This window comes from Microvirga sp. M2, assembly GCF_047497095.1.
Taxonomy (GTDB): Bacteria; Pseudomonadota; Alphaproteobacteria; order Rhizobiales; family Beijerinckiaceae; genus Microvirga.
On the sequence record NZ_CP134063.1, the window covers coordinates 3,682,057 to 3,702,863 of the forward strand.

General features: G+C 66.0%; 23 protein-coding genes and 1 other RNA gene. 12 read left to right on the forward strand and 12 right to left on the reverse strand.

The genetic code is table 11. From position 1 onward, the window contains the following. Positions 1-90: 90 nt before the first annotated feature. The 6 genes from ruvC to ssrS all read right to left on the reverse strand — a co-directional run bounded on the left by ruvC (position 91) and on the right by ssrS (position 4,092). Entirely contained in the window at positions 91-594 is a 504-nt protein-coding gene (ruvC, locus tag RE429_RS17490; RefSeq protein ID WP_414471971.1) for a crossover junction endodeoxyribonuclease RuvC, read from the reverse strand. Positions 595-870: 276 nt separating this feature from the next. Next, positions 871-1,617, reverse strand: coding sequence for a YebC/PmpR family DNA-binding transcriptional regulator (locus tag RE429_RS17495; protein ID WP_370438647.1), 747 nt, complete (start codon positions 1,615-1,617; stop codon positions 871-873). A 132-nt stretch (positions 1,618-1,749) separates the two neighbouring features. Further along, a complete protein-coding gene (locus RE429_RS17500) occupies positions 1,750-2,442 on the reverse strand; it encodes an exopolysaccharide biosynthesis protein (RefSeq protein ID WP_414471972.1) in 693 nt (230 codons plus the stop codon). Between the two features lie 65 nt (positions 2,443-2,507). Next, positions 2,508-3,329, reverse strand: a complete 822-nt coding sequence (locus RE429_RS17505) for a TIGR00282 family metallophosphoesterase (protein ID WP_414471973.1) — start codon at positions 3,327-3,329, stop codon at positions 2,508-2,510. Between the two features lie 17 nt (positions 3,330-3,346). Next, positions 3,347-3,931 carry a 5-formyltetrahydrofolate cyclo-ligase gene (locus RE429_RS17510; protein ID WP_414471974.1) on the reverse strand — a complete coding sequence of 195 codons (585 nt, stop codon included), beginning with the start codon at positions 3,929-3,931 and terminating at the stop codon, positions 3,347-3,349. 4 nt (positions 3,932-3,935) lie between these two features. Next, positions 3,936-4,092, reverse strand: a non-coding RNA gene (ssrS, locus tag RE429_RS17515) — 6S RNA. Between the two features lie 276 nt (positions 4,093-4,368). Between ssrS and RE429_RS17520 the strand changes: the two genes are divergently transcribed. After that, positions 4,369-4,578, forward strand: coding sequence for a hypothetical protein (locus RE429_RS17520; RefSeq protein ID WP_414471975.1), 210 nt, complete (start codon positions 4,369-4,371; stop codon positions 4,576-4,578). A 56-nt stretch (positions 4,579-4,634) separates the two neighbouring features. Here RE429_RS17520 and RE429_RS17525 read toward each other — a convergent pair whose 3' ends face one another. Beyond that, on the reverse strand, positions 4,635-5,006 hold the full coding sequence (locus RE429_RS17525; protein WP_414471976.1) for a cell division protein ZapA: 372 nt from the start codon (positions 5,004-5,006) through the stop codon (positions 4,635-4,637). Between the two features lie 2 nt (positions 5,007-5,008). Beyond that, on the reverse strand, positions 5,009-5,302 hold the full coding sequence (locus tag RE429_RS17530; RefSeq protein ID WP_414471977.1) for a DUF4164 domain-containing protein: 294 nt from the start codon (positions 5,300-5,302) through the stop codon (positions 5,009-5,011). Between the two features lie 420 nt (positions 5,303-5,722). Between RE429_RS17530 and tkt the strand changes: the two genes are divergently transcribed. The 9 genes from tkt (at position 5,723) to RE429_RS17575 (ending at position 15,879) form a co-directional block, all read left to right on the forward strand. Continuing rightward, positions 5,723-7,657 (forward strand): transketolase, encoded by a 1,935-nt coding sequence (gene tkt, locus RE429_RS17535; protein ID WP_414474239.1) that lies wholly within the window; start codon positions 5,723-5,725, stop codon positions 7,655-7,657. Between the two features lie 43 nt (positions 7,658-7,700). Continuing rightward, the gene (gap, locus tag RE429_RS17540; protein ID WP_414471978.1) at positions 7,701-8,708 is read left to right on the forward strand and encodes a type I glyceraldehyde-3-phosphate dehydrogenase; all 1,008 of its coding nucleotides are present in this window, start codon (positions 7,701-7,703) and stop codon (positions 8,706-8,708) included. Positions 8,709-8,722: 14 nt separating this feature from the next. Next, positions 8,723-9,913 carry a phosphoglycerate kinase gene (locus tag RE429_RS17545; protein WP_414471979.1) on the forward strand — a complete coding sequence of 397 codons (1,191 nt, stop codon included), beginning with the start codon at positions 8,723-8,725 and terminating at the stop codon, positions 9,911-9,913. A gap of 118 nt (positions 9,914-10,031) precedes the next feature. After that, the gene (gene fba, locus RE429_RS17550; RefSeq protein ID WP_414471980.1) at positions 10,032-11,120 is read left to right on the forward strand and encodes a class II fructose-bisphosphate aldolase; all 1,089 of its coding nucleotides are present in this window, start codon (positions 10,032-10,034) and stop codon (positions 11,118-11,120) included. A 104-nt stretch (positions 11,121-11,224) separates the two neighbouring features. Next, a complete protein-coding gene (locus RE429_RS17555) occupies positions 11,225-11,875 on the forward strand; it encodes a thiamine phosphate synthase (RefSeq protein WP_414471981.1) in 651 nt (216 codons plus the stop codon). 17 nt (positions 11,876-11,892) lie between these two features. Then, positions 11,893-12,774 (forward strand): tetratricopeptide repeat protein, encoded by an 882-nt coding sequence (locus RE429_RS17560; RefSeq protein WP_414474240.1) that lies wholly within the window; start codon positions 11,893-11,895, stop codon positions 12,772-12,774. Between the two features lie 206 nt (positions 12,775-12,980). Continuing rightward, the gene (locus RE429_RS17565) at positions 12,981-13,775 is read left to right on the forward strand and encodes an inositol monophosphatase family protein (protein WP_414471982.1); all 795 of its coding nucleotides are present in this window, start codon (positions 12,981-12,983) and stop codon (positions 13,773-13,775) included. 116 nt (positions 13,776-13,891) lie between these two features. Then, positions 13,892-14,851 carry a MotA/TolQ/ExbB proton channel family protein gene (locus RE429_RS17570; RefSeq protein ID WP_414474241.1) on the forward strand — a complete coding sequence of 320 codons (960 nt, stop codon included), beginning with the start codon at positions 13,892-13,894 and terminating at the stop codon, positions 14,849-14,851. Next, entirely contained in the window at positions 14,851-15,879 is a 1,029-nt protein-coding gene (locus RE429_RS17575) for a peptidoglycan -binding protein (RefSeq protein WP_414471983.1), read from the forward strand. The genes RE429_RS17570 and RE429_RS17575 overlap by 1 nt, the downstream gene beginning before the upstream one ends. 19 nt (positions 15,880-15,898) lie before the next feature. Here RE429_RS17575 and RE429_RS17580 read toward each other — a convergent pair whose 3' ends face one another. After that, complete coding sequence (locus RE429_RS17580; protein WP_414471984.1) at positions 15,899-16,078, reverse strand: DUF3606 domain-containing protein; 180 nt, start codon at positions 16,076-16,078, stop codon at positions 15,899-15,901. A 236-nt stretch (positions 16,079-16,314) separates the two neighbouring features. Continuing rightward, positions 16,315-18,114, reverse strand: a complete 1,800-nt coding sequence (locus RE429_RS17585; protein ID WP_414471985.1) for an ABC transporter transmembrane domain-containing protein — start codon at positions 18,112-18,114, stop codon at positions 16,315-16,317. Positions 18,115-18,277: 163 nt separating this feature from the next. On the opposite strand from RE429_RS17585, the gene rpmE reads away from it, so the two are divergent. Next, positions 18,278-18,517: a 50S ribosomal protein L31 gene (gene rpmE / locus RE429_RS17590; RefSeq protein ID WP_414471986.1), complete on the forward strand. Its 240-nt coding sequence runs from the start codon at positions 18,278-18,280 to the stop codon at positions 18,515-18,517. A gap of 65 nt (positions 18,518-18,582) precedes the next feature. Here the strand turns inward: rpmE and RE429_RS17595 are convergent, their stop codons facing one another. Both RE429_RS17595 and RE429_RS17600 read right to left on the reverse strand, forming a co-directional pair. Further along, positions 18,583-19,116, reverse strand: coding sequence for a DUF1465 family protein (locus tag RE429_RS17595; protein ID WP_414471987.1), 534 nt, complete (start codon positions 19,114-19,116; stop codon positions 18,583-18,585). 261 nt (positions 19,117-19,377) lie between these two features. After that, the gene (locus tag RE429_RS17600) at positions 19,378-19,584 is read right to left on the reverse strand and encodes a DUF1192 domain-containing protein (protein WP_414471988.1); all 207 of its coding nucleotides are present in this window, start codon (positions 19,582-19,584) and stop codon (positions 19,378-19,380) included. A 113-nt stretch (positions 19,585-19,697) separates the two neighbouring features. Here RE429_RS17600 and RE429_RS17605 point away from each other — a divergent pair, with 113 nt between their 5' ends. Further along, positions 19,698-20,687, forward strand: coding sequence for an NAD(P)H-quinone oxidoreductase (locus tag RE429_RS17605; protein ID WP_414474242.1), 990 nt, complete (start codon positions 19,698-19,700; stop codon positions 20,685-20,687). Positions 20,688-20,807 lie beyond the last annotated feature (120 nt).

Here is a 20,807-nt window from a genome sequence, read left to right on the forward strand (position 1 = left end):
CGCGTCGGCGCCCGCTGGGTAACGACGGCATATATGGTTTCCGGGCCCGGCTCACGCCGCCCCGGAAAGACAGTGCTGCTCTGTAACATCTTATAGGCTGGCCGCCAAAGCCCGCGCTTTCCGGTGATGGGCGTGGGCGATCGCGATGGCGAGCGCGTCAGCGGCATCGGCCTTCTTGAAGTCGGCCTTGGGCAGCAGGATCTTCACCATGGCCTGCACCTGGTCCTTCTCGGCATGGCCGACGCCGACGACGGTCTTCTTCACCTGGTTCGCGCCGTATTCCGCCACGGGCAGGTTGTGCAGGGCAGGCACGAGGAGCGACATGGCGCGGGCCTGGCCGAGCTTGAGGGTCGCCTGCGCGTCCTTGTTCACGAAGGTTTCCTCGACCGCGACCTCGTCGGGGGTCCAGGCTCGAATCACGTCCGTGATGCGGTCATGCAGCTGCTTGAGGCGCAGCGCAAGGTCGAGGTCCCCGTCGGAGGTCACGACCCCGCAGGCCACATAGGAGAGCTTCGTTCCCTCGATGGTGATGACGCCCCAGCCCGTGTTGCGCAGGCCGGGATCGAGGCCGAGGATGCGGACGCGTTCGGTCACTTTATGGTCTCCACCGTCATGGCCGCACTTGGTTTACGGCCATCCATGCCTTCAAGCGGTTAGAAGACGCGGATACCCGGGACGAGCCCGGGCATGACGTGATCGGCGGTTAGCGTATGGTGGGAGCATCGGATTCAATCCCAAAAGTGGAAACCACTTTTGGGTCCGATGCTCTAGAGCCTTTTCCGCAAAAGTGGATGCCGGTTTTGCGAAGAAAAGGCGTCTTTCTCAAACGACAGGAGCCTTTTCCATGAACCGAAGTTCATGGAAAAGGCTCTAGCCGGCCATCTTCTGCATGAGAGCGTCGGACAGTTCGAAATTGCCGTAGACGTTCTGCACGTCGTCGTGCTCTTCGAGCGATTCCATGAGCTTCATGAGCTTCTCGCCGGTCTCGTCATCGACCGCGACGGGAGTCTGGGGCTTCCAGACAAGCTTGGAGGCCTTCGGCTCGCCGAACTTGTCCTCGAGCGTCTTGGTGACCTCGTTCAGCGATCCCTGGTCGCAATAGATCTCGTGGCCGTCTTCCGTGGAGACGACGTCCTCCGCACCGGCCTCGATGGCGGCCTCCAGCATGGTGTCGGCATCGGCGACGGCGGCCGGGAACTCCACGAGGCCCACCCGGTCGAACATGAAGGAGACGGCACCCGTCTCGGCAAGATTACCACCGCTCTTCGTGAAGTAGGAGCGGATATCGGACGCCGTGCGGTTGCGGTTGTCGGTCATGGCCTCGACGATGATGGCGGCGCCGCCCGGGCCGTAGCCCTCGTAGCGGATCTCCTCGTAGTTCTCGCCGTCGTTGCCCGCCGCCTTGTTGATGGCGCGCTGGATGTTGTCCTTGGGCATGTTCTCGGCGCGGGCGGCGATGATCGCGGCGCGCAGGCGCGGGTTCATGTTCGGGTCGGGTGTGCCCATCTTGGCCGCCACGGTGATTTCGCGGGCGAGCTTGGAGAAGAGCTTGGAGCGCATCGCATCCTGGCGCCCCTTGCGATGCATGATGTTCTTGAATTGCGAATGTCCGGCCATCGGGCCTCCGTGGTCACCGCTGACAGCGGCCCGGTGACAGGCGCTCGTCAGGCTCGTGAATGTTGACGATGAGAGGCTTATAAGGCGGCGGAGGGCCACAGGCCAAGCCCCCCGGGCGGATTGGTGAAAAAACTAGAAGCCGAGCCAGGACGGCAGGTTGTGAATCGTGGCCAGGATCAGGTGGTAGGAGGCCCCCAGCACCGTGACCGTATAGGCCAGGCCCGCAAGGCCGATGAGATAGCCGACGATCAGCAGGTAACCGTCCTCCTCCATCACGGCGATGGACGCGATGACGAGGGCGATGGAGGGCGGGAAATTGGTTCCTGGAAAGGGAATGAGCACCGAGACGGCCACCAGGAAGGCGAACAGCCCCGCCACCCGGTCGCCGAGGGGGCCGAACAGGAAGGGCAGCCTCGGCCGGCAATAACTCTCCAGTTTCTGGAGCCTGGGCTCGGTGATGTCGATCAGGCGCTTGAACTTGGCGACCGAAACCGTCCGCCGCAGGATGAAGCCCGGCAGCCAGGGCTGCTTGTGGCCCAGCATCATCTGAATGCCGAAGATCAGGACCGGCGTCCCCACGATCCCCGCGACGCCGGGCACGTTCGGCACGCAATTGGGCAGGGAGAACAGGATCAGCACGAACCCGAAGGCACGCTCGCCGAAGGCCCCGATGATCTCGCCGATGGAGATCGCCTCCCCCTCGGCATTGTCGATCACGGCCCGCAGCACGGCCGAGGCGCTACGATGCTCATAGGCCCGATGAAGGTCGTCCGTTCCGTGATAGGAATGCTTGCTGGTATCGGCCGGCTCTGTCTTGGCGTCCAAAGTGTCCTCCGTGGCGCAAAGATGGGGGCGGACCAGGACGAGGTAAAGGGACGGAAGGGAGAGCCTTATTCCCAGAACCGGGGCCGGGCTTCTTCCAGGTTCGGCCCGATCCGTACGGCCGCTACGCGGATCGCGAGGCCGGTCCGGTCGTCCGTCTCGACCGCAATCCCCGAGAGCGTACCCTCGCCCGCCGCCGGTTCGAGACGGGTGCCGGGGGTCTTCTGGAGAAAGCGCCGAATCGGCTCCTCCTTCTGCATCCCGAGCACGGAATCGTAATCGCCGCACATGCCCGCATCGGTCATGTACGCGGTGCCGCCCGGCAGAACCCGGTGATCGGCGGTGGGCACATGGGTGTGGGTGCCGACGACGAGGCTCGCCCGCCCGTCGAGGTAATGGCCCATGGCCTCCTTCTCGCTGGTGGCCTCCGCGTGGACGTCCACGATGACGGCGTCCGCGACCTGCCCCAAGGGGCAATCCTCCAGCGCCTGGTCGACGGCCGCAAAGGGATCGTCGAGGGCGTCCATGTAGATGCGCCCCATCACGTTCACCACCAGAACCCGATGGCCCGAGCGGGTGTCGATGAGGTTTGCGCCGCGCCCCGGCGTGCCGGGCGGATAGTTCGCCGGGCGGAGGAGCCTGGGCTGGCGCTCGATGAAGACGAGCGTTTCCCGCTGGTCCCAGGTATGATTGCCGAGGGTGACGGCATCGGCGCCCGCGCTCAGGATCTCGTCGCAGATCGCCTCGGTGATGCCGAAGCCTCCGGCGGAATTCTCGCCGTTGATCACCACGCAGTCGAGGTTCCACTGCTCGCGGAGGCCCGGAAGCCGGTCGATCACCGCATTGCGACCGGCGCGCCCGACGATGTCGCCGAGGAAGAGAAGACGCATGGCTTTCCTTTTATAGATTATAGAGGCTTGGTCCGAATGAGTTCGGTTTCCGTAATCACAACGTCGAGCAGGCGGTCGTGCTCCTCGACGGGGACCTGCTCGATCTCCTGAACCGCATAAGCCAGGCCGATGGTCAAGACCGGATGTTGCGCTTCGAGCGCCGCGATGGTCCGGTCGAAATGCCCCTTGCCGTAGCCGATGCGCCCTCCCCTGCGGTCGAAGGCGACGAGGGGCACGATGAGGGCCTTGGGAAAGACCTCGGGCGCATCGGGGCCGGGTTCGCGCACGCCGAAGCCGCCCTTGATCAGCACGTCGCCGGGCCGCCAGAGGCGCCAGCTCAGGTGGGGATGAAGGATCTGCGAGAGGGCCACGTCCTGGCCGCGCTCCACGAGCGCCTCCATGAGGGGACGTGGATCGACCTCGCTGCGGATGGGCCAGTAGCCGCCCACCGGATTGACGTCATGAAGGTCGGAGAAGCCCTGGGCCCGCTCGGCGATCGCCCGGGCGGCCTCCTCACGCAAGAGGCTGTCGAGCCCGTCGCGCCGGACGAGCGCCTCGCGGCGAAGCTGTTCTTTCCAGGCGGGAGGCGGAAGGGAATGCATGAGGTGCGGAGCCACAAAAGCCGTCGGAGAAGCGATCCCGGGAACCTACAAAGTAGGTGGGCGCCGTATGTCCCGGTCCACGGACCGGGTCAGGGACAGCTCCCTTCAGGATCGATAAGGCCCCGGGGAATATGAACTCCTAACGCGCCCCGCAGCCCCGCCTTCCCTATGTAGGGAGGAAGCAGGCCGGTTGGAAGGGGAAAAGTGAACGGACGGGCATCTTCTTCGGACATCCACGAGGATGTGGCTCGTGCCTACCTCCAACGAGGTACGTAGCCGATGCCGTAGTTCTCCGGATAGGATCGCGCTGCGCCCGGGACCAGTTTCTCTCGCGCCCCCACGCCGGGAACAATGGAGGAAACATGCCCTTTTCCAAGCACGATCTTGGGTGCCCGCCGCACAAAAATACCCGGCTTCGTTCCCCCGGCAGCGCCGCCATGATGAGGGAAGTGCTGCATCGGCTCGGCGATCTCGAGGTGGAGTGCGAGATCCGCCTGGACGAAGTCGAACGGAGCAGCGCCGATCAGGACCTGAAGGCCCATATCAAGGACAAGATCAGAGCCGCGCACCGGGAGCGGAGAGAGCCCTATGTGGATCTCCTAGCGACACTCCGTCAGCGCCAGGTCCGCCTATCGCTCAACAACTAACCTTAAGCCACATCGTCATGCCCGACCTTGCGCCGCAACGAGGGCGGAGCGGCCCCTTATGGCCCCTGCCCCTGCCCTGCCGCGTTGAGGCTGCGCACCAGAAATTCGATCCGCTCGGCGGTCTTGTGGACCCCCTCCGCCAGCCGCGCCTCGATCATCCGGGTGCGCTCGTCCCCGGATGAGGATCTCAGACGGCCGAGCTCCGCCTCGACCTCGGCCAGCCGCCTTCTGGTCGCGTGCAGCTCGTCCGCCTGGGTCATGGCCGCCATGACATGCAGGCGCAGGTCGCCGATCTCGCCGAAGGCGGCGCGCATCTCCTCGATCCTGGAATCGTAGGATGCGGCCAGCCGCTCCAGATGTGCCTCCTCACCCGGCGCGCAGGCGATCCGGTAGCTCTGACCGGCGATGGTGACCGTGACCTGAGCCATGCCTACCCCCCTTCAGCCTCGAGCTGGCCCGCCTGGGCGAGCACGGTCTGGACCGCGAGAATCGCCAGCTGGACCCTCCGGCTCACATCATCCGTCGCGGCCTCGAAACGGTGAAGGCGGGTGAGCGCTCCATCGAGCTCCTCCGCGAGGCGGGAACGGTCGTCCTCCATGAGCTGCAGCTCGGTTTCCAGGCCTCCCCGACGCTTTTCGGCGTCGAGACGGCGGGCGACGGAAGCTTCGAGAAGCCCTAGGGCCGCATCGAGCCGTTTCATCGCGTCGTCGAGGGGGGACGTCATTCTACCTCCGGGAATCGCAACGACACTAGCGCATCGTGCGGAAAAGTGGACCCGGTTTTCCGCAAGAACGATGCGCTCCTTGAGGAGGGAGCAGCGGATTTAATCCCAAAAGTGGAGACCACTTTTGGGTCCGATGCTCTACGCATCGTGCGGAAAAGTGGACCCGGTTTTCACGAACATGGCCCTTCGGGTCGGCTCAAACGATGCGCTCCTCGTGAGGAAGGAGCCACGATCCTTCGGAGAATTGCAGCCTGTGATCTCTTTGACTCGGAACCCTCGCGTGTTAAGGAGCCCACGCCTTTTCCAGACAGACCCGCCCCTTTGCAGGGCTCAAGATTTGTGGATCACGCCGTGCTGAACACCGTCCCCGCCGATCGCGTCGCCCATTCCGATCTGGCGAACGCCGTGCGCGTCCTCGCCATGGATGCCGTCGAACAAGCCAAGTCCGGTCACCCCGGCCTGCCCATGGGCGCCGCCGACATCGCCACGGTGCTGTTCACCAAGTTCCTGAAATACGATGCCGCCGACCCGACCTGGCCCGACCGCGACCGGTTCATCCTCTCGGCGGGCCACGGCTCGATGCTGCTCTACGCCCTGCTCCACCTGACCGGCGTGGAGGGCATGACCATCGAAGAATTGAAGAATTTCCGCAAGCTCGACTCGAAGACCCCGGGCCATCCGGAAAACTTCATGACTCCGGGCGTCGAGACCACCACGGGCCCCCTCGGCCAGGGCATCGCCACGGCGGTGGGCTTCGCGCTCGCCGAGCGCATGCTGAACGCAGAATACGGCAGCGATCTCGTCGACCACCACACCTACGTGCTCGCCTCCGACGGCGACCTGATGGAAGGCATCAGTCACGAGGCCATTGCGCTCGCCGGCCACCTGAAGCTCAACCGCATGATCGTCCTGTGGGACGACAACGGCATCTCCATCGACGGCCCCCTCTCCATTTCCGACTCGGTCGACCAGGTGAAGCGCTTCCAGGCCTGCGGCTGGAATGCGGTGCGCATCGACGGCCACGATCCGAAGGCGATCCAGCGCGCCATTTCCCGCGCCCAGAAGTCGGACAAGCCGACGCTCATCGCCTGCAAGACCACCATCGGCTTCGGCGCTCCGAAGAAGGCCGGCACCTCCAAGGCCCATGGCGAACCGCTGGGCGCAGAGGAGCTCGCCGGCGCCAAGGCGGCGCTCGGCTGGAGCCATGCGCCCTTCGAGATCCCGGACAACATCCGCGACGCCTGGGCCAAGGCCGGCAAGAAGGGCCGCCGCCTGCGCAAGGCCTGGGCCGACCGGGTGAAAGCCCTTCCGCAAGACAAGCGCGGCGAGTTCGAGCGCCGGCTCAAGGGCGAACGTCCGCAAGGACTGGCCGATGCGATCGCCAAGCTGAAGGACCGCCTGGCGGCCGAGCCCCAGAACGTCGCGACCCGCAAGGCGAGCGAGATCGCGCTCGAGGTTCTCACCGAGGCCGTGCCCGAGCTGGTGCTGGGCTCGGCGGACCTGACGCCCTCCAACAACACCAAGACCAAGAACCTCACCGCCATCTCGCCCGGCCACTACGCGGGCCGCTATATCCATTACGGCATCCGCGAGCATGGCATGGCGGCGGCCATGAACGGCATCGCCCTCCATGGCGGCTACGTGCCTGCGGGCGCGACCTTCCTGGTCTTCACCGATTATGCCCGTCCGGCCATGCGCATCGCCTCGCTCGCCGGGATTCCGGCGGTCTATGTGATGACCCACGACTCGATCGGCCTGGGCGAGGACGGCCCGACCCACCAGCCCGTGGAGCATCTCGCCGCCCTGCGCTCGATGCCGAAGATGCGCGTGTTCCGCCCGGCGGACGCCATCGAGACGGCGGAGGCCTGGCAGATGGCGCTCGAGCGCACGGACGGCCCGACGACCCTGGCGCTGACCCGTCAGAACCTGCCGCAGGTGCGCAAGGAGGGCGGGTCCAGGAACCTGTCCGCCACCGGCGCCTACGAGCTCTCGCCCGCCAGCGGCAAAGCCCGCGCCACGATCTTCGCGTCCGGCTCCGAGGTCGAGATCGCCCTTGCGGCCCAGAAGCTCCTGGAAGAGCAGAGCTTCGCGGTCCGCGTGGTGTCGGTGCCGTCGCTCGATCTGTTCCTGGCCCAGCCCGAGAAGGTGCGCCACGAGATCATCGGCGACGCGCCGATCAAGGTCGCGGTCGAGGCGGCGGTCCGCTTCGGCTGGGATTCCGTGATCGGTCCCGACGGAATTTTCGTCGGCATGCATGGGTTTGGCGCGAGCGCGCCCTACAAGGACCTGTACAAGCACTTCGGCATCACTGCCGAGGCCGTAGCGGAAAAAGTTCTCAGAACCCATAATCTCTGAGACAGCGAGAGGCCAGGCGCCTCATCACAAGGGAGCTAAGACTATGACGGTGAAGGTCGCGATCAACGGTTTCGGTCGCATCGGACGCAACATCCTCCGCGGCATCGTGGAGAGCGGCCGTAAGGATATCGAGGTTGTCGCCATCAACGATCTCGGTCCGGTCGAAACGAACGCCCACCTGCTGCGCTTCGATTCCGTCCATGGCCGCTTCCCGGCGGACGTGCAGGTCGAAGGCGAGTTCCTCGTCGTCAACGGCCAGCGCATCCGCGTGACGGCGATCAAGGATCCGGCGACCCTTCCGCACAAGGATCTCGGCGTCGACATCGCGATGGAATGCACCGGCATCTTCACCTCGAAGGAAAAGGCCTCCGCCCACCTCGCCGCCGGCGCCAAGCGCGTCATCGTCTCGGCTCCCGCCGACGGCGCGGACCTCACCGTCGTCTACGGCGTGAACCACGACAAGCTGACGAAGGACGACATCGTCATCTCGAACGCCTCCTGCACCACGAACTGCCTCGCTCCGGTGGCGAAGGTGCTTCATGAGACGGTGGGCATCGAGAAGGGCTTCATGACGACGATCCACTCGTACACCAACGATCAGCCGACGCTGGATCAGATGCACAAGGACCTCTACCGCGCCCGCGCGGCGGCCCTGAACATGATCCCGACCTCCACGGGCGCCGCCAAGGCCGTCGGCCTCGTTCTGCCGGAGCTCAACGGCAAGCTCGACGGGTCCTCGATCCGCGTGCCGACCCCGAACGTCTCCGTGGTCGACTTCAAGTTCGTCGCCAAGAAGGCGACCTCGAAGGAAGAGATCAACGCGGCGATCAAGGCTGCGGCCGACGGCCCGCTGAAGGGCATCCTCGGCTACACCAACCAGCCGAACGTCTCGTCGGACTTCAACCACGACCCGCACTCCTCCGTGTTCCACATGGACCAGACCAAGGTCATGGAGGGCAACTTCGTGCGCGTCCTGTCCTGGTACGACAACGAGTGGGGTTTCTCGAACCGCATGGCGGACACCGCCGTCGCCCTGGCGAAGCTCATCTGAAGGAGGCCGCGTAGATGACCGCCTTCCGCACGCTCGACCAAGCCGACGTCAAGGGAAAACGCGTTCTCGTCCGTGTGGACCTCAACGTCCCCATGGAGAACGGCCGGGTGACGGACGCGACGCGCATCGAGCGCGTGCTCCCCACCATCCGGGAAATCGCCGATAAGGGCGGCAGGGTGATCCTGCTCGCCCATTTCGGGCGCCCGAAGGGGCGCGACCCGAAGGAATCCCTGAAGCCGGTCGCGGAAGCGGTCTCGCAGCATCTTGGAAAGACAGTGGCCTTCGCCGATGACTGCATCGGCGAAGCAGCCTCCGGCGCCGTCTCGTCCCTGAAGGACGGAGAGGTGCTCCTTCTCGAAAACACCCGTTTCCACGCGGGTGAAGAGAAGAACGATCCCGGCTTCGTCAAGGAACTGGCGAAGCTCGGCGATCTCTACGTGAACGACGCGTTCTCGGCGGCCCATCGCGCCCACGCCTCCACCGAGGGCCTCGCCCGCGTGCTGCCGGCCTACGCCGGCCGCACCATGCAGGCGGAACTCGACGCGCTCACCAAAGGGCTGGAGGCGCCGAAGCGCCCGGTCGTCGCCATCGTCGGCGGCGCGAAGGTATCGTCCAAGATCGACCTGCTCGAAAACCTCGTCGCGAAGGTCGATGCCCTCGTCATCGGCGGCGGCATGGCCAACACCTTCGTGCACGCGACCGGCCTGAACGTGGGCAAGTCGCTGGCCGAAAAGGACCTCGCCGCGACGGCCCTGCGGATCATCGAAAAGGCGCGCGCCTCGAACTGCGCCATCATCCTCCCGGTGGACGGCGTCTGCGCCTACGAGTTCAAGGCGGGCGCCCACAACCAGACCTATGGGATCGACGCGATTCCCGAGGACATGATGATCCTCGACGTGGGCTCGCAATCGGTCGAGCGCATCTGCGCCGCCATCAACGACGCCGCGACGCTCGTGTGGAACGGGCCGCTCGGCGCGTTCGAGATCCCGCCCTTCGACCAGGGCACGGTCGCGGCCGCCCGTCACGCGGCCCAGCGCACGAAGGAAGGCAAGCTCGTCTCCGTGGCCGGCGGCGGCGATACGGTCGCGGCCCTCAACCACGCTGGCGTTGCGGAAAGCTTCTCCTATGTATCCACGGCGGGCGGCGCCTTCCTCGAATGGCTCGAGGGCAAGGCGCTCCCCGGCGTGGAAGCCCTGCGCGCTTGACCATCCCGCTCCGGCGAAGGGGGTAGCCTCTTCGCCGGGAGAAATGTCGGACGGGATGGCTTAAGCTCAGGTTCAGCTTCCGCTTCCTAAGAAGCCAAGATCAATCGGAGAGGACGAAATGGCCCGCATCACCATGAGGCAGCTTCTGGATCACGCAGCCGAGCAAGGCTATGGCGTGCCTGCCTTCAACATCAACAACATGGAGCAGGCGCTGGCCATCATGGCGGCGGCCAACGAGGTCGACGCGCCGGTGATCATCCAGGCGAGCCGCGGCGCGCGTTCCTACGCCAACGACGTGATGCTCAAGCACATGATGGACGCGGTCACCGAGATCTATCCGCACATCCCGGTCTGCGTGCATCTCGACCACGGCAACGAGCCCGCCACCTGCATGACCGCCATCCAGGCCGGCTTCACCTCGGTGATGATGGACGGCTCCCTCAAGGCGGACGGCAAGACCCCGGGCGACTGGGACTACAATGTCGGCGTCACCAGGAAGGTGGTCGAGATGGCCCATCTCGGCGGCATCTCGGTGGAAGGCGAGCTCGGCGTGCTGGGTTCGCTCGAAAGCGGCATGGGTGAGGCCGAAGACGGTCATGGCGCCGAGGGCAAACTCTCGCACGACCAGCTGCTGACGAACCCCGACGAGGCCGTGAAGTTCGTGGCCGAGACCAAGGTCGACGCGCTCGCCATCGCCATGGGCACCTCGCACGGCGCCTACAAGTTCACCCGCAAGCCCGACGGAGCGATCCTCGCCATGCACGTGATCGAGGAGATCCACAAGAAGCTCCCGAACACGCATCTCGTGATGCATGGCTCGTCTTCCGTGCCGCAGGATCTGCAGGACATCATCAACCAGTACGGCGGCCAGATGAAGCCGACCTGGGGCGTTCCGGTGGAAGAGATCCAGCGCGGCATCAAGCACGGCGTGCGCAAGATCAACATCGACACCGACAACCGCATGGCGATGACCGGCCAGATCCGCAAGGTTCTCCAGGAGAACCCCGGCGAGTTCGATCCGCGCAAGTATCTGAAGCCCGCCATGGACGCGATGACCAAGCTCTGCAAGCAGCGCCTGCAGGAGTTCAACACCGCCGGTCAGGCCTCGAAGATCAAGCGCGTGTTCACCCTGGCCGAAATGGCCAAGCGCTACGCTTCGGGCGAACTCGACCCGACCTTCGCCTCGAGCCGCCAGGCGGCCGAGTAACCGATCAGGTTTTCGCCTTAATCTTCACCGACAAGCGGGGCCTCGCAAGATGGCCCCGTTTTCGTTATGGGTGCTTGTCTCACTATTTCCGAGTGCTGCGATCGATGTCCGAGTCTGCCCGCCTTTATCTCGTTACGCCCGTTCTGGAGGACGCCTCCTTCGCTCCCATGCTGGCCGAAGCCTGCAAGGGCGGAGCCGTGGCGGCCGTGCTGCTGCGCCTCGCGGCAGCCGACGAGCGCAGCCTCATCAACCTGGTGAAGGCCGTCGCCCCCTCTGCCCAGGAGCATGGCGCTGCCCTCATCGTGACCGCCGAGGGCGAGGCGGACCTGGCGAATGTCGCCGTTCGCGGCGGTGCCGACGGAGCCCATCTCTCGGGCGCGACCCCCGCGCAGATCCGCGAGCTGCGCGAGCGCCTCAAGGGCGACCGCGCCATCGGCGCAGGCGGCATCCGCGCGAAGGACGACGCCATGAGCCTGGGCGAAGCCGGCGTCGATTACCTGCTCTTCGGCGAGCCCCGCCGCGACGGCTCCCTGCCCTCCCTGGAGAGCGTCGCGGAACGGGCCGCCTGGTGGGCCGAGATCTTCGAGACACCGTGCGTCGCCTTCGCGCCCAGCCTCGAGGCGATCGAGCCTCTGGCGGCCACGCAGGCCGAATTCATCGCCCTGGGAGACGCGGTCTGGACCTATCCCGAGGGCCCGGCCGCGGCCGTCAAAGCCGCCTCCGACATCCTCGATCGCCTGGAGGCCTCTCATTGAGGCGGGCATTCGGACCGATGGTCGGCGCCATGCTGGCGGCCTCCGTCGCGGGGGCCCATGCGGCCGTGCCCGACCTCGCCTATGGCGCCTATCAGCGCGGCCTCTACCAGACGGCCTTCCGGGAGGCGACCCTGCGGCTGGAGAAGAACAAGAGCGACGCCGCCGCCATGACCCTCCTGGGAGAGCTCTACAACCAGGGCCTCGGGGTCAGGCTCGACCCGAAGAAGGCCGCCGAGTGGTACCTGCTGGCGGCCCAGCGGGGCGACGCCAACGCCATGTCCTCTCTCGGGCTGATGAGCCTCGGCGGGCGCGGCATCGAGAAGAACCCCGTCCAGGGCAAGGTCTGGCTCGAAAAGGCCGCGGCCAAGGGCAACGCCGTCGCGAGCTACAATCTCGGTCTCCTGCTTCTGACCAGCGGCTCCGACATGGATCTGGAGCAGGCGGTCGAGCTGCTGCGCAAGGCGGCCGATGCGGAGATTCCCGACGCGCAGCATGCGCTCGGCGTGCTCTATCTCCAGGGCCGGGGCGTGGCCAAGAACGCCACCGAGGCCGCCCGCCTGTTCGAGCGCGCCGCGCAGAACGGCAGCTCCGTGGGCGAGGTGGAATACGCGATCCTGCTCTTCAACGGCGAGGGCGTGGCGAAAAGCGAGTCGCAGGCCGCCCGCTATTTCCGCCGCGCCGCGGCCAAGGGCAGCGCGATCGCCCAGAACCGTCTGGCCCGCCTGCTGGTGGCGGGCCGGGGCGTTCCGGCCAACAAGGTCGACGCGGCGGCCTGGCACATTCTTGCCGCCGCTCAGGGCCTCAGCGACCAGTGGCTCGACAACGCCCTGAAGGACCTCACGGCCGAGGAGCGGACCCGCGCCGAAAAGCTCGCCGCCGAGCGGCTCGGGATGCGCTAGCGCACCGCCCCGAGATACGGGAGCCATGCCGGACGAGCATGGCCATGATACGCAAGAGCCCCCGGCTCCGGCAGGCCGTGCGCCCAAAAACCGCAAAGGTACGGGATCAATCGAGCGGCCGCCCGGTTATCCCGGCTTGACGCCACACCTCCCGTGGTTCATCGACCAATTTCCCTCATTTTGCTCTTTGCCAGGACCTGCCCACCATGATCCGCTCGCCCCTCATGACCGTCATGACCGATGCCGTGATGAAGGCATCCCGCTCCCTGAAGCGCGATTTCGGCGAGGTGGAGAACCTGCAGGTATCCCGCAAGGGCCCCGGCGATTTCGTATCCGCCGCCGACCGCAAGGCCGAGAAGATTCTTCGCGAGGCCCTGGAGAAGGCCCGCCCCGGCTACGGCTTCATCATGGAGGAACAGGGCGTCGTCGAAGGCACCGATACCAGCCACCGCTGGCATATCGATCCGCTCGACGGCACCACGAACTTCCTCCACGGCCTGCCGCAATTCGCGATCTCGGTCGGCCTCGAGCGCGACGGCCAGATCGTCGCGGGCGTCATCTACGATCCCGCCAAGGACGAGCTGTTCATCGCCGAAAAGGGCAAGGGCGCCTATCTCAACAACCGCCGCATCCGCGTGGCGGCCCGCACGGAAGTGCCCGACGCGGTGGTGGCCTGCGGCCTGCCGCATATCGGCAAGGGCGATCACGGCCTTTTCCTGCGCGAATGCGCCTCGGTGATGGCCCAGGTGGGCGGCATGCGCCGCTGGGGCGCAGCCGCCCTCGACCTCGCCTATGTGGCCTGCGGCCGTTTCGACGCCTATTGGGAGCGGGGCCTGAATTCCTGGGACATGGCGGCCGGCATCCTCATGGTGCGCGAGGCCGGCGGCTTCATCTCCGATGCGGACGGCACGCCGAATCCCCTGGCCACCGGCTCCATCGCCTGCGGCAACGAATACATGCACCGCGAGCTGCTCGCGCTTTTGAAAAAAGCCAGGGGCTGATCCCGGACGCCGATATTTTCGTCCGTGTCCCCAGGGGAGGTTGCGCTCGCGCTTGATCCTTGCGTCCGGGGCGGTCACATTAGACCCGTCCCGAACCACATGAGCACAGGATAATGATGGCGGACCAACCCCTTACCCCACCGCGGATCTATCTCGTCCGCATGGCGGTCTTTCTGGTTCTGGCAGGGTTTATCGCCTTTATCCTGTACCGGCAGATCTGGTCGGCCTTCCAGGCCAATCCCGGGCTCAACGCCCTGATCCTGGGCGTGATGTTCATCGGGATCATTCTGGCGATCCGGCAGGTCTGGCGCCTGTTTCACGAAGTGCGCTGGGTCAACACCCTGCGCCAGACGGAGGAAGGGCTGGTCGCCGCCCATCCGCCCGTGCTGCTGGCGCCCATGGCCGCCTTCATCACCAACCGCTCCGGCAATTCGCTCTCCGTCGCGGCCATGCGCTCGCTGCTCGATTCCATCGGGGCGCGCCTCGACGAGGGCCGCGAAATTCTTCGCTACATGGCGGGCCTGCTGGTCTTCCTGGGCCTTCTCGGCACCTTCTGGGGCCTGATCGACACGGTGGGCTCGGTCGGCAACATCATCAAATCCCTGCGGACCGGCCAGGACACCGCCGCGATCTTCGACGAGCTGAAGAATTCGCTCGCAGGTCCGCTCCAGGGCATGGGACTGTCCTTCTCGGCCTCGCTCTTCGGCCTCGCGGGTTCGCTCATCCTCGGCTTCCTCGACCTCCAGGCCGGCCAGGCGCAGAGCCGCTTCTACACCGAACTCGAGGACTGGCTCGCCACCACCACCTCCGATGCCCCGGTCGACGGCTCCTCGCGCTCCACGACCCCGCACGACCTGGCGGTGGCCCTCAACCGCCTCACCGCCGCCGTGAACGACGGCGCAGGCGGGCGCGCGGCGACCCAGGCCATGGCGAATCTCGCGGAGGGCGTTCAGGGTCTCGTTCAGCACATGCGCGCGGAGCAGCAGATGATCCGCGACTGGGTGGAGGCCCAGGCCACCCGCGAAAAGGAGCTGAAGCAGGTGCTCGACCGCATTTCCCGTGAAAGGCTGCCCTGATGCCGGCCTCGGGCGCAGGAGGGCGCCGTCGCGGGCGCGTCAGCCAGATCAACTACTGGCCGGGCTTCGTGGACGCCCTGTCGACCCTGCTGCTGTCCATCATCTTCCTGATCTCGGTCTTCACGGTGGGACAGTTCTTCCTGTCGACCGAACTCTCGGGCCGCGACACGGTGCTCGACCGGCTCAACCGGCAGATCGCCGAGCTCACCGATCTTCTCTCCCTCGAACGCTCCGGCCGCCGCTCGGTGGAGGAAAACCTCGCCGCCCTGCAGACCACCCTCAAGGCCAACGAGGCCGAGCGGACCCGCCTGCAGGGGCTCCTGGATTCCGGCAGCGCGGCGCAAAGCCAGACGGGCGAGCTGAATACGGCGCTGGAGGCCGAGAAGCAGGCGACGGGACGCGCCCTCAGCCAGGTGGAAATCCTCAACCAGCAGATCGCGGCCATGCGCCGCCAGCTCGCAGCCCTGGAAGAGGCCCTCACGGCGTCCGAGAACCGGGACAAGGAGAGCCAGGCCCGCATCGCCGATCTGGGCAGCAGGCTCAACGTGGCCCTGGCCCAGCGGGTGCAGGAGCTGGCCCGCTACCGCTCCGACTTCTTCGGCCGCCTGCGGCAGATTCTCGGCAACCGGCCCGACGTGCGCATCGTGGGCGACCGCTTCGTCTTCCAGTCGGAGGTGCTCTTCCCCGCCGGCCAGGCGACCCTGCGCCCCGAGGCCTCGGGCGAGATCGACCGCATCGCCAGCGCCCTCATGGAGCTGGAGAAGCAGGTTCCGCCCGATATTCCGTGGGTGATCCGCGTCGACGGCCATACGGATGCGCGGCCCATCAACACGGCCCAGTTCCCGTCGAACTGGGCGCTCTCCTCCGCCCGCGCCATCGCGGTGGTGCAGGCCCTGATCGCCCGCGGCGTCCAGCCGCAGCACCTCGTGGCGGCGGGGTTCGGCGAGTTCCAGCCCCTCGACAACGGCACGACGGAAGAGGCCTATGCCCGCAACCGCCGCATCGAGCTCAAGCTGACGGAGCGCTGAGAGTCGGGCATCCTTGGAGTCAGGCATCCTTGCCGAGCGCGCGGGCGACATCCTTCACCTGCAAGCCGACACGCTTGACCGTGTCCACGATCTGCTGGCGCGGAACGCCCCATTTGTCGGACCAGTACCGCATCTCCCAATCCTCATGGAGGTTGATGCGGATGGCATCCTGCGGATGCCGCTTGAACATCGCCGCCATCCCCGATCTCCCCGAATGCCCGAACGCTGGCCTGCAGCATCGGACGTGACATCGAACCCACATCCGATGCCGTCAGTCTCTGTTCTCGAGCATCTTTTCACGCAAAACCGGGTCCCACTTCCCGCGTTCGATGCTCCACTTGCTTGAGCATCTTTTCACGCAAAACCGGTACCCACTTCCCGCGTTCGATGCTCTAAACCAACCGCGACGGGACGAAACGGTTCGATGCGACCCGGCTACTCGGCGGCCAGGCCCGGCTCGTGCAGGCCGCTGAACTGGAGGCGGGCGAGGCGCGCATAGAGGCCGCCCTGTCCGAGCAGGGCCTCGTGGGTCCCCTCCTCGACGATCCGCCCCTTGTCCATGACGAGGATGCGGTCGGCCGAGCGCACGGTGGCGAGACGGTGGGCGATGACGAGGGTGGTGCGACCGTCCATGAGCCGGTCGAGCGCCTCCTGCACCTTGCGCTCGCTTTCCGCATCCAGCGCCGAGGTGGCTTCATCGAGAAGCAGGATCGGCGCATCCTTGAGAATGGCGCGGGCGATGGCGAGGCGCTGGCGCTGGCCGCCGGAGAGCGTGACGCCGCGCTCTCCGATGAGGGTCTCGTAGCCCTGCGGCAGGGCCTGGATGAAGCCGTGAGCGGAGGCGAGCTCCGCCGCCCGACGCACCTCCTCCTCGGAGGCCTCGGGACGGCCGTAGCGGATGTTGTCGAGAACGCTTGACGCAAAGATCGTGGATTCCTGCGGCACCAGGGCCATGCGGGCGCGCAATGCGAAAGGATCGGCCTCGGTGACCGGCACCCCGTCGACCCGGATCGTGCCGCTCTGGGGATCGTAGAACCGCAGCAGCAACTGGAGAATGGTGCTCTTTCCGGCCCCGGAAGGACCGACGATGGCGACTCTCTCGCCCGACGCCACGGCGAAGCTCAGGCCGTGGAGAGCGCGCTGCTCCGCCCGGGTGGGATAGGCGAAATGCACATCGTCGAAGGCCACGGTGCCGGGCGAGGGCTCCGGCAGGGATTTGGGCTCGCGCGGCGCTTCGATGGCGGGCTTGGCCGCGAGGATCTCGCCCAGACGCTCCGCCGCACCGGCCGCCTGCGACAGTTCGCCGTAGACCTCCGAGAGCTGGCCGAGGGAGCTCGCCGCAAACACCGCGTAGAGCACGAACTGGGAGAGCCGGCCGGCCGTCATCTCTCCCGCAAGCACGTCCTGGGCGCCGTACCAGAGCACGGCCACCACGCTCGCCGAGACCAGGAAGATGCCGGCCCCCGTGAGAAGGGCCCGCATGGTGGTGGACAGCCGAGCGGCGTCGAAGGCCTCCTCGGCGGCCAGGGCGAAGCGGGAGGCGGTGAGGCCTTCCATGCCGAAGGCCTGCATGGTCCTGACCGCCCCGATGGCTTCCGCCGCATAGGCGGAGGCGTCGGCAAGCCTGTCCTGCGCGGCCCGCGAACGCCGCCGCACCGCCCGGCCGGAGAGGACCAGCGGCAGCACGATCACCGGAATGGCGAGCAGCACGAGAGCCGAAAGCTTCGGGCTCGTGACGATCATGAGCGCCACGGCCCCGAGAAACAGGAAAACGTTGCGAAGCGCGATCGAGATGCTCACGCCGAAGGCGGCCTTCACCTGGGTGGTGTCGGCGGTGAGCCGCGAAACGATCTCGCCGCTCTTGGTCTGGTCGAAGAAGGCAGGGTCGAGGGAGGTCAGGTGCCGGAACACGGCGGAGCGCAGGTCGGCCACCACCCGCTCGCCCAGCGTGATGACGAGGTAGTAGCGAAGGGCGCTCGAGACCGCGAGCACCGCCACCACGACGATCAGCAACGCGAAATAGGCGTTGATGTAGGCGTGCCCCTCTTCGGAGAATCCGAAATCCACCACCCGGCGGACGGCGACCGGTACGACCAGAGTGGCGGCGGAGGCCATGATGAGGGCAGCGAGCGCGCCCGCGATCCGTCCCTTGTAAGCGAGGCCATAAGGAACGAGCGGTTTCAGGGCGCCGAGCGCGGCGTTGGAACGGGATTGAGGATTTGGCAGATCGGCCATGGCAGCCTACGATTCGAGGAATTCGCGGTTGAAGCGGTTTAACACCTTTGCCCCGGCTTGTTTCAAGGTTCTAACTGAGGTATAGGCGCGCATTCATCAATTCAGGCTCGATCTTACGCTGCGGGCTGACCAGATGTGGCTGGCCGCAAGAAGGACAATGGCAATGGCGCGCAAAGAAACCGATCATCCCGACTACCACTTCATCAAGGTGGTCATGACCAACGGCACCGAGTACACCACCCGCTCGACCTACGGCAAAGAGGGCGACACCCTCAACCTCGACATCGACCCGAACACCCACCCGGCCTGGACCGGCGGCCAGCAGCAGCTGCTCGACCGCGGCGGCCGCGTTTCGCGCTTCACCTCGAGGTTCGGCAACCTGGGCATCGGCGCCAAGAAGTAATCCGGCTTCGCCCGGACCTTCCACGACATATGAAAAGCCCCGCTTTCGCGGGGCTTTTTCGTTTCCTATTCGACTGGACCGAAGGCCCGTTCCAGCAGACCGATCTGAGCCGCCACCGGATTGGGCCCCTGTGGCTGCGGCGGAACCCCTTCCAATTCGGTCAGCAGACGCTCCAGATGGAGGATGCGGGCATGAAGACGGGTCGCGAGCCCGATCAGCTCGCGCAGGCGCGCAGGCAGGGTCTCGTATTCCACGAGGGTCGTGGCGGTCTCGGTTGAATTCAGACGGACGCGGGCCTTCTCGGCACGGGCCTGTTCCGGCGTGATCTCCCCCTCGGCCACGGCCCGCTGCAGCAGCAGCCAGGAGGCGACCTGCATGAGACGAGTGGTCAGGCGCATGCTCTCGCTGGCATAGGCCACGCCCGCCTCGCGCTGCAGAAGGCGCGATTCCTCGCGGCCCTCGCCGTCCAGATAAGCAGCCGTTTCCTCGACCAGCTCCATGCCTTCCTGGAACAGGGCCGTGAAGGCCTCGGATCCCACGAAGCTCTCGCCGAAGCGGACAGGATCGACGTCAAGTTTGATCACGTCGGGTTCGCGCACCCACCGTCTCCCAAGGGATTTGCCCGGCGCCCGGCCGGGAAATTTTCGATATCGGAAGGGAATATAGAACGGCCTTGTCCCGGATGCGCCGGTAACTTCTTCTTAAGGTTAAGGGCGGGAAGTCGGGCAAAAATCGAGCCGCACAAGGCGGCTCACAAGTCTGACAGGGAAGCGTCACGAGAGTGGGAGGAAGAACCACCCAGGGCCCGGCGGGAGAGGACCGGACCCCTTCATGAAACGCCCGGATTTCTTAAATTGGGGTTAACCTTGTCCGAGCCGGAAGAACGCGCTGGCGGCAGCGCGGGAACTTTCCTTGGCGGCCTTCGCCTCCTTCAGGCGGGCTATTTCCTTTTCCAGAATAACAACACGCTCGTCGAGCTCGTCGACGGAGAGCATCGACAGGTCCTGGCCGATTTCATGGGCGCTCAACGTCGCGCGCGGCTCGTCGGCGAAGGGATCGAAGGCCATGGCATTCTCCTCCTCAAGAAGATTCCTTTTCGAACGTTAATGCGGCATGCACTCCTTGCCAACTTCGCCCTATATGAGCGGAGCTTGACCAAAGGAGGGAAATTATGGAGCCGATTCCAGGCACGATGCGCGCGGTGATCGCCGAGGGCAGCGGCGGACCGGACGTCCTGAAAGTGGTCGAGCGTCCGGTGCCCCAGCCCGGGGAAGGCGAGATCCTCGTGAGGGTGCGGGCCGCAGGCGTGAACCGTCCGGACGTGATCCAGCGCCAGGGCGGCTACCCCCCTCCTCCCGGCGCTCCGGATATTCTCGGCCTCGAGCTTGCGGGCGAAGTGGTGGGCTCGGACCCGAATGCCAACCGGTTTCCGCTCGGCGCCCGGATCATGGCGCTGGTGGCGGGCGGCGCCTATGCCGATTACGCGGTGGTTCACGAGAGCAACGCCCTGCCTGTTCCCGACGGCCTCTCCTTCGAGGAGGCCGGGGCGATCCCGGAGACCTATTTCACCGTCTGGACCAACGTGTTCGATCGCGGAGGCCTGAAGCCCGGCGAGACGCTTCTCGTCCATGGCGGCACCTCGGGGATCGGCACCACCGCCATCCAGCTCGCCAAGGCGTTCGGAGCCACGGTGATCGCCACGGCGGGGTCTCCCGAGAAATGCGAAGCCTGCCGCCGGCTCGGCGCCGACGCGGCGGTCAATTACCGCACCGAGGATTTCGTCGCCGCGGTGAAGGAGACGACCGGGGGACGCGGCGCGGACGTGATCCTGGACATGGTCGGGGGCGACTACATTCCCCGCAACCACGAGGCCGCCGCTCAGGACGGCCGCATCGTGCAGATCGCCTTTCTCAAGGGCAGCAAGGTCGAGCTGGACTTCCGCCGCCTCATGCTCAAGCGCCTCACCCATACGGGCTCGACCCTACGGTCCCGCTCGGTCGCCGAGAAGGCCGTGATCGCCCAGGCGCTCGAAACCCATGTGCTGCCCCTGCTGGAGCAGGGCCGGTGCAAACCCGTGATGGATTCCACCTTCGCGCTGGACGACGTGGCCGAGGCTCACGCCCGAATGGACGGCGGCGAGCATATCGGAAAGATCGTTTTGCGCCTCTAGCGCATCGTGCTGACCAGGAGGCGGCTCAAGCGGTGCCCCGGCCAAGGATCGGAGCACCGGATGGACGCGAAAAGCAGAGACACCTTTTCACGCCGGACGCTCTAAGGATTTGCAACATCG

What these genes read in the sequence shown, in the direction of transcription:
- RE429_RS17495 (WP_370438647.1), bottom strand. Translation starts at nt 1,617, where the DNA reads ATGGCCGGACATTCGCAATTCAAGAACATCATGCATCGCAAGGGGCGC.
- RE429_RS17505 (WP_414471973.1), bottom strand. Translation starts at nt 3,329, where the DNA reads ATGCGTCTTCTCTTCCTCGGCGACATCGTCGGGCGCGCCGGTCGCAAT.
- RE429_RS17510 (WP_414471974.1), bottom strand. Translation starts at nt 3,931, where the DNA reads ATGCATTCCCTTCCGCCTCCCGCCTGGAAAGAACAGCTTCGCCGCGAG.
- RE429_RS17520 (WP_414471975.1), top strand. Translation starts at nt 4,369, where the DNA reads ATGATGAGGGAAGTGCTGCATCGGCTCGGCGATCTCGAGGTGGAGTGC.
- RE429_RS17525 (WP_414471976.1), bottom strand. Translation starts at nt 5,006, where the DNA reads ATGGCTCAGGTCACGGTCACCATCGCCGGTCAGAGCTACCGGATCGCC.
- RE429_RS17530 (WP_414471977.1), bottom strand. Translation starts at nt 5,302, where the DNA reads ATGACGTCCCCCCTCGACGACGCGATGAAACGGCTCGATGCGGCCCTA.
- tkt (WP_414474239.1), top strand. Translation starts at nt 5,723, where the DNA reads ATGGATGCCGTCGAACAAGCCAAGTCCGGTCACCCCGGCCTGCCCATG.
- gap (WP_414471978.1), top strand. Translation starts at nt 7,701, where the DNA reads ATGACGGTGAAGGTCGCGATCAACGGTTTCGGTCGCATCGGACGCAAC.
- RE429_RS17545 (WP_414471979.1), top strand. Translation starts at nt 8,723, where the DNA reads ATGACCGCCTTCCGCACGCTCGACCAAGCCGACGTCAAGGGAAAACGC.
- fba (WP_414471980.1), top strand. Translation starts at nt 10,032, where the DNA reads ATGGCCCGCATCACCATGAGGCAGCTTCTGGATCACGCAGCCGAGCAA.
- RE429_RS17555 (WP_414471981.1), top strand. Translation starts at nt 11,225, where the DNA reads ATGTCCGAGTCTGCCCGCCTTTATCTCGTTACGCCCGTTCTGGAGGAC.
- RE429_RS17560 (WP_414474240.1), top strand. Translation starts at nt 11,893, where the DNA reads ATGGTCGGCGCCATGCTGGCGGCCTCCGTCGCGGGGGCCCATGCGGCC.
- RE429_RS17565 (WP_414471982.1), top strand. Translation starts at nt 12,981, where the DNA reads ATGATCCGCTCGCCCCTCATGACCGTCATGACCGATGCCGTGATGAAG.
- RE429_RS17570 (WP_414474241.1), top strand. Translation starts at nt 13,892, where the DNA reads ATGGCGGACCAACCCCTTACCCCACCGCGGATCTATCTCGTCCGCATG.
- RE429_RS17575 (WP_414471983.1), top strand. Translation starts at nt 14,851, where the DNA reads ATGCCGGCCTCGGGCGCAGGAGGGCGCCGTCGCGGGCGCGTCAGCCAG.
- RE429_RS17580 (WP_414471984.1), bottom strand. Translation starts at nt 16,078, where the DNA reads ATGGCGGCGATGTTCAAGCGGCATCCGCAGGATGCCATCCGCATCAAC.
- RE429_RS17585 (WP_414471985.1), bottom strand. Translation starts at nt 18,114, where the DNA reads ATGGCCGATCTGCCAAATCCTCAATCCCGTTCCAACGCCGCGCTCGGC.
- rpmE (WP_414471986.1), top strand. Translation starts at nt 18,278, where the DNA reads ATGGCGCGCAAAGAAACCGATCATCCCGACTACCACTTCATCAAGGTG.
- RE429_RS17600 (WP_414471988.1), bottom strand. Translation starts at nt 19,584, where the DNA reads ATGGCCTTCGATCCCTTCGCCGACGAGCCGCGCGCGACGTTGAGCGCC.